Raw genomic sequence first — 12,365 nt, 5'->3', positions numbered from 1 at the left:
ATTTATGTCGTTAGGTATTTTCGTCTAAATAAGTGCGGTCAATTTCTTGGTAATCTTCACCAAAATGGGCAATCCACCACTCCAGCATAGCGCTCTCAATCACGGTCGCGGAAATTTCATAGTCGCAGCCACAATCTTTTACAGTTTGATCAGTTGATAATGGTGTTTCTGTCAAAAAGCCACCTGTTTTTTTATCAATACGGAAAGTTAAACGAATCTTTCTACCAGAGCTAAAGCCAAATTTTTGGCTTTCAACATAAGCTTTTAGATTAAATTTCGGACGTTCAAATTGCATTGTGCTGACATTCACTTCAAGTAAACGATGCAAGGCTAAATGTAAAATATCGCCATGTTCATATTCTGCCACCAAATAACTGCTAGGGCCTTGCTGAACAAGGGCTAGAGGCTTAACGTTAGCCTTATGTTTCTTGCCATGAATGCTACGATAATGAACTTTTAAAAAGCGGTTTTGATAAAGTGCGGTACTAATTTGCTTAAAAATTTCAGGATCAATTTTTGCAGGCAATAATGGCTGGCTAGTTGGCGCAATAGCCACTTTATTGAGCCATTCTGAAGCACTTTTTTTATGCGGTTCATAAGCAAGATTGTAATCTGCTTGTTTAAAGAACCCCTCCATCGATTGCATAATATTGGCAGGTAAAATGCCAGCTAAATATTGCTTTGCTAACATCAACACTAACGATTGCTGTTCGTTTAAAATCGGCATATCTAAGCCTTTTGCATCAGGCTTCCAGCGATAGCTATAGGGTTTATCATTGGTATTGCAATCAATTTCAAACTGCTCACATAATGTATTCAATGCACGCTGAATACTGCGTAAATCACGCTCAATACCTAATGCGAGCAATTTCTCTCGCAGTTCTAATGAGCTAATGGAATAGTTTTTCGGAATTAAACGTAATAGTTCGAGGTGGAATTTTAGAGAAGATGATTCGGACATAATTGCCTCATAAATAAAAATATTTTCTTTAATCATATAAAAAATCGGGCAATTTTCAAACTGCCCGATTTGTTTCTATTTTTGACCGCACTTTATGCTTTGGCGGTATCAATACGTTCAAATGCTAACACTTTATTTTCTAACTGACGGAGTAATAAAGTAGCAATACCGGTAATGATGAGATAAATACCACCTGCGATACCATAGATAGTGAGTGCATCATATTCGGTGCCGTAAAGTTGACGTGCATATCCCATGATATCCATGATCGTAATGGTAGAAGCTAATGCTGTACCTTTAAATACCAAGATAATTTCATTGGTATAAGACGGGAGCGCACGTTTTAACGCATAAGGAATCAGGATTTTTAAAGTCTGCAGACGACTTAATCCTAATGCCGCACAGCTTTCCCATTGACCTTTAGAGATCGCTTTTACTGCCCCATGGAATAATTGGGTTGAATAAGCGGCACTATTCAAAGCCAAAGCTAATGCAGCACAGAACCATGCATTGGAAAATAATCCCCATAATGGGCTGTCCACCAACCATTGGAATTGGCCAGGGCCTGCATAAATTAAGAAAAATTGCACTAAAAGCGGGGTCCCTGTAAATAAAACAAGGAATAAATTGACCGCACTTTTCACCAATTTATTGCCAATAGAAAGTAAGAAGGTTAGGCCTAACGCTAAGAAAAAGGCAATAAACAAAGACACGACTGTAAGCAACAGGCTAGTCGGAATGCCTTGAGCAATCACTGCTAAATACTCTTGAAACATTATTCGACTCCCCGTTCAAATCGAGTGAAACGTAATTCTAATTTGCGAATCCCTGCTTGGCTAATCAAGGTAATCACTAAATAAATCAATGCTGCAATACCATACCAAGTGAAAGGCTCATGGGTATTTGTATTGATGTATCCTGCTTGACGCATTAAATCATCTACCCCGATTAACGACACCAGCGCGGTATCTTTTAATAACACGAGCCATTGATTGCTTAAACCCGGTAAAGCATGTCTCCATACTTGTGGCATAATTAAATTGATGAAGGTATAAGGACGGCTTAAGCCTAAAGCTGCACCTGATTCCCACTGCCCTTTTGGAATGGCTTGAATCGCACCACGTAAAGTTTGTGAAGCATAAGAGGCAAAAATCAAAGACAATGCAAATACACCACAACCAAAGGCGCTGAATTCAATATATTCGCCCGTTAGCATTTCTACGACTTGGGTTGAACCAAAATAAATCAGTAGTACGACTAAGATTTCTGGCAAACCACGTAATAAAGCAATGATAATCGCCGTTGGTTTTGCAATAAATGCATATTTATTGGCTTCTAAGGCGGTAAAAACAATGCTGAGTAATAAACCGACAATCAGAGAGCAAATAGCAAGCCCTAAGGTCATTAGGGCTGCGTGTCCAATTAATGTAAGATAATCATAAAACATAGATTATTTAGTCATCCATTTATCATAGATTTTTTGGTATTCGCCGTTTGCTTTCACCGCTTCCAAACCTTTATTCAAGCTTTCAAGCAATTCTTTGCTTGATTTATTTACCGCGATACCTAAACCATTACCGAAATATTTTTTGTCAGTCACTTTCTCGCCAACAAATTGAATTTCAGGCTCTTTAGAAATCATATCAGACAATACAGCAGTATCACCGAAGATGATATCAATACGACCATTTTTTAAGTCTAAGATCGCATCTTGTAAGCTTGCATAAGATTTTGCATTATATTGCTTGGTTTCTGCTGCAGTATATTGTTGGAATGTTGTTCCGTTTTGAACACCAATTGTTTTTGCTGAAGCTAAATCTGCTTTTCCTTTTAGCGCAACATAACTTGCAGAACTATCATAATATGCATTAGAAAATGCTACTTGTTTTGCACGTGCTTCGGTAATATCAATAGCTGAAATCGCTGCATCAAAACGTTTTGCTTTCAAGCTTGGAATTAATGCATCAAAAGATTGGCTTTTGAAATGACAAGTCGCTTGGATTTCCTTACAAATTGCATTCGCTACATCCACATCAAAACCGATAATTTCACCTTTTTCATTTGTTGTTTCAAATGGCGGGTAGCTCGGCTCCATCGCGAAAGTGATTTCTTGTGCATTTGCAGCAAAAGCTGAGCCCATTAACATTGCGCTTAAAAGTAATTTTTTCATGTTGTGTTTCCTTATTCTGAGTGTGAAAGATATTGTTTAAATTGTTCGGTTTTTGGATTATCAAAGCAATCTGCACTGCCCATTTCAATAATCTTACCTTGTTCCATATAAACGACCTTTGTCGCCACTTTTTGTGCCACGTTTACTTCGTGAGTTACAATCACTTGAGTAATGCCCGTTTGCTGAAGTTCTTTAATGATATCAACAATTTGAGCTGTAATCTCAGGATCCAGTGCTGCCGTTGGTTCATCAAACAACAACACTTGTGGTTTCATCATTAATGCTCGAGCAATGGCAACACGTTGTTGCTGACCACCAGATAAGTGAAGTGGGAAACGATCGGCATGCTCTTCTAAACGTAAACGTTTTAAAAGTTCTAATGCATCTTTTTTCGCTTCTTCCTCGCTAATACCTAACACTTTTTTCGGCGCTTCAATCAGGTTTTCAATCACCGTTAAATGTGGCCAAAGATTATATTGTTGGAATACCATACCTACATCTTGACGCAGTTGACGAATGGCTTTCGGATTATTATTAGCCTGAGACAAATCAAAGTGGTTATTCGCAATATGTAATTCACCAGAGGTTGGTACTTCTAATAAATTTAATGTACGGATTAACGTACTTTTTCCTGCACCACTTGGTCCGAGTAACACCACGGTATCGCCTTCTTGTGCATCAAGATTGATATCAAACAATGCCTGTGATGAACCATAAAAGAAATTCAAATTTTTAACACTAATCGCCATTTTAAGTTTACTGCTATCCTTGATTGACCTGTAAGAATGAATAAATATTACTTTTTAGTGATTATTTATGCAAGTATTTTTTATAAAAAATCCCAAAAAACTTTTTGGGATCCTTAAATCATTGAATTTTTAACCGCACTTGTCGCGAATTAGGCCTCTTTCGCCATCTCAAATTCAACTAGCATCATTAAAATATGGATCACTTTGATGTGAATTTCTTGAATACGATCTGCATAACCAAAGTGTGGCACACGAATTTCAACATCTGCTAAGCCGGCCATTTTACCGCCATCTTTACCTGTCATCGCAATCACTTTCATGCCTTTTGCTTTTGCCGCTTCAATCGCATTTAAGATATTTTTAGAATTGCCTGATGTTGATAATCCAAATAAAACATCGCCTTCTTTACCGACGGCTTCAACAAAGCGAGAGAATACATATTCATAACCAAAGTCGTTACTTACACAGCTTAAATGACTCACATCTGAAATTGCAATCGCAGGATAACCTGGGCGGTTTTCACGATAACGACCAGTGAGTTCTTCTGCAAAGTGCATAGCATCACAGTGAGAACCACCATTACCGCAAGATAATACTTTACCGCCATTTTTAAAGCTTTCTGCTAATAATTTAGCCGCTTTCTCAATGAGTTTGATGTTGTTATCATCTGAAACAAACTTATTTAATACGTCTTGTGCTTCCACAAGCTCAGCTTTAATTTGATCAAAATACATTTTATTCTCCTTAAAAATTAAAATTCGAAATCGCGTTGGCATTGTATAGCGTTCATTTCAAATAATCTAGCGCTCTTTCTTATCTCTCTATTTTTCAGCTTACTTCTCATTATTTTGCGATACGAATCACAGATTCAATTAAAAACGCTGTAAAAAATGACCGCACTTTTTAAACTCAATAAATTTAAAAAGGAAACATCATGAGAGCGATTTACTTATTACTTTGCCTCCTATTCAGCCAAATAACCTGGGCGAATGAGCATGATTTAATGCTATTAGACACTTATGAAAACCAAGATGTTCAAGGTTGGGTAATGTCAGAAAAATTAGATGGGGTACGAGGTTATTGGGATGGCAAAACATTATTAAGTCGTCAAGGACTGCCCTTGCCCGCACCGACCTATTTTACCGCTCAATTTCCGCCTTTTGCCATTGATGGTGAGATATTTAGTGAACGTAATCAATTTGAAGAAATTGCTTCTATCACAAAATCCTTTAAAGGTGATAATTGGGCAAAATTAACACTTTATGTTTTTGATGTACCGAATGCCTCAGGAAATCTCTTTGAACGTCTCAAAAACTTAGAAGATTATTTGAAAGATCACCCTACATCTTATATCAAGATTATTCCGCAAATTCCAATACGAGATAAAACGCATTTATTCGAGTATTTACATGAAATTGAAAGGAAAAAAGGTGAAGGTGTTGTGTTACGTAATCCTAATGCGCCTTACGAAAGAAAACGCAGTACACAAATTTTAAAGTTAAAAAATACTTATGATGAAGAATGCACCGTGATAGCACATCACAAAGGGAAAGGACAATTTGAGAATATACTCGGATCGCTCACCTGTGAAAACCATCGTGGAAAATTCAAAATTGGTTCAGGATTTAATCTGAGTGAGCGCGAAAATCCACCGCCTATTGGTAGCACGATTACCTACAAATATCGAGGATTAACTAATTCTGGAAAACCTCGTTTTGCTACTTATTGGCGAGAGAAAAAATAAGAGCGGTCAAAAACATCGCTATTTTTGACCGCTCTTTATATTTGATAACTCAATTATAGGTGTTGATTAATAAACGCTGCTAATTGATTTTTTGGTAACGCACCCACTTGTGTTGCAACAAGTTGGCCATTTTTGAAAAGTAGTAAAGTTGGGATACTACGTACACCAAATTGACCTGCCACTAATTGGTTGTCATCTACGTTGATTTTAACGATTTTTGCTTTACCTGCGAATTCAGGTGCGATTTCATCTAAAATTGGCGCAATCATTTTGCAAGGGCCACACCAAGGTGCCCAGAAATCCACTAATACAGGGATATCTGATTGCACAACCGCAGTTTCAAAATCTGCATCATTAATATGTAATACTTCGCTCATTTTTGTTTCCTTATTTAATAAGGTGCTGACAAATCAACACCTAGCGTTAATTGATGTTATGCATAATAGCACAAGGCATATTGAATTGCACAGATTAGTCCGATTGATAAAAACTAATTATTTAAGTTGTGCAAATGCCTGTAATAAATCGGCTTTGATGTCTTCTACATCTTCTAAACCAACAGAAAAACGCAATAATGTGTTTGTAATACCACGAGCGACGCGTTCTGCTTCTGGAATATCCATATGGGTTTGGGTTGCTGGATAAGTAATAAAGCTTTCTGTTCCCCCTAAGCTTTCTGCAAAGGTAATCAACTTGATTGATTTTAAGAACGTATTGACCCAATTTTCATCTTTCAAACGGAAAGACAGCATACCGCCTTTGTTTGGATATAACACACTATCAATTTGTGGCTGTTCGCGTAAAAATTCTGCAATCTCCTTCGCATTATCTTGATGGCGTTTCATCCGTAATGAAAGGGTTTTCATTCCACGCACGGTTAACCAGGAATCAAACGGCGAAAGTACGGCACCTGCGCCATTTTGAATATAGGCGATACGATCACAAAGCTCTTGTCCTTTTGCAATAATCAAGCCAACTAAACTATCATTATGACCTGCAATATATTTCGTGCCACTATGGATTACAATATCTGCCCCTAAATCTAATGGACGAGATAGCACAGGAGTTAAGAAGGTATTATCCACAATCATTAATAAATTGTGTTTTTTCGCTAATTTCGCAATTTCTGCAACATCACACTCTTCCATTAATGGATTTGATGGGGTTTCAATAAAAATCGCTTTTGTATTCACTGTAATCGCAGCTTCAATTTCAGCTAAAGAAGCGGTATTCACATAAATGGGTTTTACGCTGTTGTTATTTTTATAGGCAAAATCCAATAAACGATAAGTTCCACCATATACATCACTTGATACAATCCATTCATCTGGACCTTTAAATAAATTCATCAGCACTTGAATTGCCGCCATACCAGAAGCAAAAGCAAAACCACGATCACCATTCTCTAATTTTGCAACTGTATCTTCCAAAACACTACGCGTTGGGTTTTTCGTGCGGGTATAATCAAAGCCCGTACTTTCACCAATCCCATGATGGCCATAAGCTGTTGAAAGATAAATTGGCGTTGAAACCGCACCTGTGCGCTCATCACTGCGATTCCCCGCTTGGGCTAATAATGTATCGATAGAATATTGTTGTGTCATAATTTACCTCTAAAACATGCAAAAACTTGACCGCACTTTTCTTTATTTAATGGCGAGCAAAACGCTCCAATTTTGTCATAAAGCCACTCACGATAAAAGTAGAAATTGAAAACTCTGTGAAAATTATATTCTTGTGCCAAATTTTGCTGTAATTTCAACCGAAACGAAGATTTTTTCAACATTTGAATTTTTTTTTAAGATCTTCGATTGACAGAATTTCAAATTCCCGTAAAATGCACCGCACTAACAGCGTATGCGGGAATAGCTCAGTTGGTAGAGCACGACCTTGCCAAGGTCGGGGTCGCGAGTTCGAGCCTCGTTTCCCGCTCCAAACTAACGGCGTGTTAGCAAAGCGGTTATGCACTGGATTGCAAATCCATGTAGCTCGGTTCGACTCCGGGACACGCCTCCATAACCACGCAGTTAGTTAATCACTCGATGCCCGAGTGGTGGAATCGGTAGACACAAGGGATTTAAAATCCCTCGCCTTTCGAGGCGTGCCAGTTCAAGTCTGGCTTCGGGCACCATCTAATTCCAAACCAATAATCAGTACCTAGTCCAATACTTAACTTTAATTTTTAATTATCGTTAGGTGAGGAATTATGGACTTCTCTTCTATTTCTAAAAAACCTTATATTATTACTGTCGCTTGTACTAAAGGCGGTTCTGCAAAAAGTACAAATGCTGCCAATATTGGGGCGTTCTGCGCTGACCACGGTTTAAGAACTCTTCTTATTGATACTGATACTCAACCAACCTTAAGCTCTTATTATGCTTTAACTGAAGAAGCTCCCGGTGGTATTTATGAGTTTTTAACCCGTCGTGATATTGAACCTTCCCATATCATTTCAAAAACATCCATTCCAAATTTGGATTTAATTCAATCAAATGACCCATCAAACAATGTAAGTCAAACTCTACGTAATGCCCCTGATGGTGCAATTCGATTTAGTCACTTAATTAAAAACATTGATAATTATGATGTTATTGTGGTTGATACTCGAGGTACTAGAGACATTACTGTCGATATGTCTGTCTTAGCAGCTGACATCCTATTCTGCCCTATTCTTCCACACATTCTTTCTGCGAAAGAATTTATCCGTGGAACTATCGGAATGTATCAAGATTTAGAAACCTTTGAATCATTTGGCTTCAAATTACCACCTCTCAAAGCTATCGCAAATTGCGTTGATAATACTAATGACGTGAAATTTGTACTCAATCAATTACACGTACTCTTTGAAACCAATTTTGATGAAAGCAAAACCTTCCTTGATTTTTCAATCCCTGCGCATGTGGCATATAGAGAAGCTGCAACTTATTCATTGCCAGTTTATCGCCATAGCCAAGCTGAATATCCTGTTATCAAAGAACTGTGTTGCTTGTTACTCCCTCAATTTAAAACACTTTTTGATAAACCAATGAAAAAGGAAGGCTAATATGACTGATAAACTTATTGCTTCTATTGAAGCGGAAAGTGCGGTCATTGGTGCTCTCATTATTGATAATGACAAATTTGATGAGATCGCAACTTTACTGCGCTCTGATGATTTTTATGTCTCAGCTCATAAAGTATTGTTTGAAGGTGTTAGCCATCTATTAACACAAGGAAAACCCGCTGATATTTTAACTTTGGAGCAGTATTTCAAAGATAAAAAACTGATTGAGCAGATAGGGGGATTAGCATATCTAGCAGAAGTTATTCACAATACTCCTTCTGCATCAAATATCACTGCCTATGCTGAGATTATTTCTCGTTATAGCAAACAACGTCGTTTTTTGACCCTGGGCCAGTTTATTGTAACTGAAATGCAATCTTCAAAAGATGAAATTGAATTAACTTCTTTTGAGGAAAGTGTTGATAAGCAATATACCAATATTGTCATCGAACAAGAGACGGATGGTGTTGCTGATCTTAATGCAAGTTTCGAGCGAATCCTTTCTCGCATGGAAACGTCCTCTATTAATGCCGATCCAGTTAGTGGAACACCAACAGGCATTATTGAATTAGATAGAGCAACAACAGGCGGTCAACCAGGAGAACTTATCATTATTGCAGCTCGTCCAGCAATGGGTAAAACAACCTTTGCACAAACGATTGCCGCAAGTACGTTAGATAAATTTCCAGACAGCCCTATCCAATTTTACAGTCAAGAAATGCCAGCTGATCAACTATTAGAACGTTTTATGGCAATGCGCTCTCGCGTCAGCTTGCAATCTATTCGTCAAGCGACTGAGCTTGAAGAGGAAGAATGGACTCGCCTTGCTAATGCAATGGGGACAATTAAAAAAGACTGGAAAGGTCGTTTGTTAATTGATGATGAAGCTTCTTTAACACCTCATTGTTTACGCGCCAAAGTACGTAAAAACACTCGTCTATACGGCAAACCTAAAGCGATTTTCATTGATTACATCCAACTAATGAGAACCGGAAGTAAAACTGAAAATCGCAATTTAGAACTTGCCGAAATATCCAATGATTTAAAGAAATTAGCCAAAGAAACTGGATGCCCAATTTATGCATTATCTCAACTAAACCGAAGTTTAGAAAATCGAGCTAATAAGCGTCCAATCAATGCCGACTTACGTGACTCCGGCTCTCTTGAACAAGATGCTGATGTCATCATTCATCTTTATAGAGATGAAATTTATAACCCTGACACAGAAGATAAAGGCATTGCGGAAATCATCATTGGTAAACAGCGTAATGGCCCGTTAGCCACAGTAAAAACACTGTTTCAAGGTCAATACAGCATTTTTGAGAATTTAACGACACAGGATAGATATTATGAATAATCCATTTATTGCTAAAAATAAAAAACAACAAAGTCAATTAGACGCGATTGCGAAAGGATTAAATGTTCAACCTATTAATAATCAGTCTGCTGCTTATCAAACAACAACAGCAACACATTATCCTGCGCAATCTAAATACATTACCGTTACGTTAGATAAATTACGCCCTTATGAACACAACCCTCGTAAGACACGTAATCCTAACTTTGAAATGATTAAAGAGTCAATTCGTCGTCGTGGTCTTGATCATAAACCAAATATCACTCAACGACCTGGTGAACCTTTCTATATCATTGCTGACGGTGGGAATACTCGTATTCAAGCATTAAAAGAACTATTTACAGAGACTCAAGATCAACGTTTTTGGTCTATTGAATGCTTATATAAACCCTGGAAAGGTGAAAGTGCTGATAGTGTAGAAGCGGAATTAGATTTGCTTATTGGTCATTTAATTGAAAATGATACCCGTGCAGACTTAACCTTTATTGAGAAAGCCTTAGGTATTCAGCAAGCCAAAGAATACTACGAGAAAAAGTTAGGAAAATCCCTTTCTGCTCGCGAGCTTTCAAGTGAGTTAGAAAAAGATGGGTATATCATTCAATTTTCAATGATTGCGAAGATGGGACGTTGCATTGAGTATCTTTATCCTTATATCCCGGATGTACTTTTTAACGGTTTAGGTAATGCGCCAATTGATAAATTGCTTGCGATTCGTAATAACGCCTTAGCCATTTGGCAAAATTATCAATTTGAATTGGAAGTGTCCTTTGATGAAATTTGGGGACACAGCCTAGCTCGTTGTAATGATGACCAATCGTTTCATATCAAAGTATTCCAAGACCATCTCATTGATGAAATGTCATCCATGTTAGGCGATCGTGTTAGTTATGAAGTCCTTTACCTTGAAATTGATCTCGATGAGCAAAAATTCAAGAAAATGGCGCAAAAACAACACGAAATACAACAAAGCGTACAAGAAAGCATCCAAGATGTTCAAGCGTTTAATACGCCACAGCCACAAGAAACCGCATTAGACACATTATCTCAACCTAGCGTAGTCAATACTCCAAAAATGACTACCCCTGAAAAAAAATCAATACCTGCGCCAGTATTAAAGCAAGCAAGTGTTGAAATCTCTCCTTCATTTGAGAATGAAGCAGATGATAAAACAGAAAATGAAGAGTTTAATGAAACTAATGCTAGTTCAGATGGCCTTTCTTTTGATTTTGCTAAAAATTTAACTCAACAATTTGGTATTACTCCAGGCATGAGCATTCAGGAGCAACGCCAACAACGTGCAGAAGAAAATGGATTAGGCTTTGCTTGCGTAGGCCGTCAACCAGTTGATGATATTTGGAAAATTTATCCTGGTCGTCAGCATAAAGTAGAAGCTTATTCACTAGCACTCGATATTGCGGAAAGTGTTGGATTAACTGACTACATTGAACATGTAGTAAAAGAGCCTGTTGATTACACTTACCGCGTAAAACCATTAGATAAAGATGTGAGCGGTGTAGCACAGATGTGTTATGACTTCTTAAATTTATTACAAACAGATGTGCACCCACAGACATCTTTCACCTTATTACCGGAATATTTACTCAATACTCAAGAAATTGATGATACCACGCTAGTTAAATTATTCCGTTTAATTCGCCTCGTTCGCTATATTCGTTCAGAAGGAGATGCATAATGAGCATGTTCAGCAATTTAAACCAAGTGGTATTGAATGAGATTTTGGTTAATTTACAAGAAGGCAATATCAATGTTTGCCGGAACTATGGTTTCTCAAAACAAGAATTGCAAGAAATTGAAAAACTCAGCACAGAGGAAGTTTATGAACTGGCTAACACCAAAGCTCCCTTTGCCAAAGTTGAAATTAATCACGATGCATTTTGGCGATTAGTGGCTCGAGTACGCATGTCGTCACAAGAACGTCGCCTTATTGATCGCGCATTAATGTTAGGTGCATCCATCCAAATGCTCAATTCCTACTTCGGCTTAACCACTTCAAAAGTATCTGCTCGTCGTAGCCTACTTGGAAAACAAGAACCAATGGGACGTAAGCCAGCTGCAACCGAAGAGGAAGAAAAATTAATTTGGGACTTATGGCAAGAGCATAAAGGTGATGTTCAAACAATTGAATCAACAGAAGGACTAGAGCTGTTAATTTTAATTGCGGAAGAAACCGGTATTAATTTAACTGAAATCTGGAAACTTGTTAGCCGCTGGAATGCAGCTTAAAAAACATAACGCCCAACCTAGTGCGTTACGTTAAGTTGGGCGTTATTCATATCGTTAGTAAGGAACTTGGGAAAGTTCATTGGCTATTGTAAAGATG

13 protein-coding genes and 3 tRNA genes are annotated in these 12,365 nt (G+C 37.7%); 8 read left to right on the top strand and 8 right to left on the bottom strand.

Translation table 11 applies throughout. The features are described from left to right. Positions 1 to 10: 10 nt before the first annotated feature. From PARA_RS06225 to lpcA, 6 genes are all read right to left on the bottom strand, one after another. Positions 11 to 961 (bottom strand): WYL domain-containing protein, encoded by a 951-nt coding sequence (locus tag PARA_RS06225; protein ID WP_041918321.1) that lies wholly within the window; start codon positions 959 to 961, stop codon positions 11 to 13. Between the two features lie 92 nt (positions 962 to 1,053). Beyond that, on the bottom strand, positions 1,054 to 1,737 hold the full coding sequence (gene artM, locus PARA_RS06220; protein WP_014065011.1) for an arginine ABC transporter permease ArtM: 684 nt from the start codon (positions 1,735 to 1,737) through the stop codon (positions 1,054 to 1,056). Beyond that, positions 1,737 to 2,408 carry an arginine ABC transporter permease ArtQ gene (artQ, locus tag PARA_RS06215; RefSeq protein ID WP_041918238.1) on the bottom strand — a complete coding sequence of 224 codons (672 nt, stop codon included), beginning with the start codon at positions 2,406 to 2,408 and terminating at the stop codon, positions 1,737 to 1,739. Before artQ ends, artM begins: the two co-directional genes overlap by 1 nt. Positions 2,409 to 2,411: 3 nt before the next feature. Next, positions 2,412 to 3,131: an arginine ABC transporter substrate-binding protein gene (locus PARA_RS06210; RefSeq protein WP_014065009.1), complete on the bottom strand. Its 720-nt coding sequence runs from the start codon at positions 3,129 to 3,131 to the stop codon at positions 2,412 to 2,414. Between the two features lie 11 nt (positions 3,132 to 3,142). Next, entirely contained in the window at positions 3,143 to 3,880 is a 738-nt protein-coding gene (artP, locus tag PARA_RS06205; RefSeq protein ID WP_014065008.1) for an arginine ABC transporter ATP-binding protein ArtP, read from the bottom strand. A 149-nt stretch (positions 3,881 to 4,029) separates the two neighbouring features. Further along, positions 4,030 to 4,614: a D-sedoheptulose 7-phosphate isomerase gene (gene lpcA, locus PARA_RS06200; RefSeq protein WP_014065007.1), complete on the bottom strand. Its 585-nt coding sequence runs from the start codon at positions 4,612 to 4,614 to the stop codon at positions 4,030 to 4,032. A 200-nt stretch (positions 4,615 to 4,814) separates the two neighbouring features. Here lpcA and PARA_RS06195 point away from each other — a divergent pair, with 200 nt between their 5' ends. Continuing rightward, a complete protein-coding gene (locus PARA_RS06195; RefSeq protein WP_014065006.1) occupies positions 4,815 to 5,624 on the top strand; it encodes a DNA ligase in 810 nt (269 codons plus the stop codon). A 53-nt stretch (positions 5,625 to 5,677) separates the two neighbouring features. Here the strand turns inward: PARA_RS06195 and trxA are convergent, their stop codons facing one another. Continuing rightward, positions 5,678 to 6,001 (bottom strand): thioredoxin, encoded by a 324-nt coding sequence (gene trxA, locus PARA_RS06190; RefSeq protein WP_014065005.1) that lies wholly within the window; start codon positions 5,999 to 6,001, stop codon positions 5,678 to 5,680. 117 nt (positions 6,002 to 6,118) lie between these two features. Beyond that, entirely contained in the window at positions 6,119 to 7,228 is a 1,110-nt protein-coding gene (locus PARA_RS06185; protein WP_014065004.1) for a methionine biosynthesis PLP-dependent protein, read from the bottom strand. A 255-nt stretch (positions 7,229 to 7,483) separates the two neighbouring features. On the opposite strand from PARA_RS06185, the gene PARA_RS06180 reads away from it, so the two are divergent. The 7 genes from PARA_RS06180 to PARA_RS06150 all read left to right on the top strand — a co-directional run bounded on the left by PARA_RS06180 (position 7,484) and on the right by PARA_RS06150 (position 12,268). Further along, a tRNA-Gly gene (locus PARA_RS06180) sits at positions 7,484 to 7,559 on the top strand. A gap of 7 nt (positions 7,560 to 7,566) precedes the next feature. Beyond that, positions 7,567 to 7,640 (top strand) — tRNA-Cys (locus PARA_RS06175). Positions 7,641 to 7,668: 28 nt separating this feature from the next. Continuing rightward, positions 7,669 to 7,755 (top strand) — tRNA-Leu (locus tag PARA_RS06170). Between the two features lie 75 nt (positions 7,756 to 7,830). Continuing rightward, positions 7,831 to 8,667 carry a ParA family protein gene (locus PARA_RS06165; protein WP_005653598.1) on the top strand — a complete coding sequence of 279 codons (837 nt, stop codon included), beginning with the start codon at positions 7,831 to 7,833 and terminating at the stop codon, positions 8,665 to 8,667. Position 8,668: 1 nt separating this feature from the next. Further along, the gene (gene dnaB / locus PARA_RS06160; RefSeq protein WP_014065002.1) at positions 8,669 to 10,024 is read left to right on the top strand and encodes a replicative DNA helicase; all 1,356 of its coding nucleotides are present in this window, start codon (positions 8,669 to 8,671) and stop codon (positions 10,022 to 10,024) included. After that, positions 10,017 to 11,717 carry a ParB family protein gene (locus PARA_RS06155; RefSeq protein WP_014065001.1) on the top strand — a complete coding sequence of 567 codons (1,701 nt, stop codon included), beginning with the start codon at positions 10,017 to 10,019 and terminating at the stop codon, positions 11,715 to 11,717. Before dnaB ends, PARA_RS06155 begins: the two co-directional genes overlap by 8 nt. After that, positions 11,717 to 12,268, top strand: a complete 552-nt coding sequence (locus tag PARA_RS06150) for a DUF2857 domain-containing protein (RefSeq protein ID WP_005653590.1) — start codon at positions 11,717 to 11,719, stop codon at positions 12,266 to 12,268. Before PARA_RS06155 ends, PARA_RS06150 begins: the two co-directional genes overlap by 1 nt. The last annotated feature ends 97 nt before the right edge of the window (positions 12,269 to 12,365 follow it).

Source organism: Haemophilus parainfluenzae T3T1 (assembly GCF_000210895.1).
Lineage (GTDB): Bacteria > Pseudomonadota > Gammaproteobacteria > Enterobacterales > Pasteurellaceae > Haemophilus_D > Haemophilus_D parainfluenzae_A.
The sequence above is the reverse complement of the archived record's forward strand: the minus strand, read 5'-3'. Positions and strand labels throughout refer to the sequence as shown.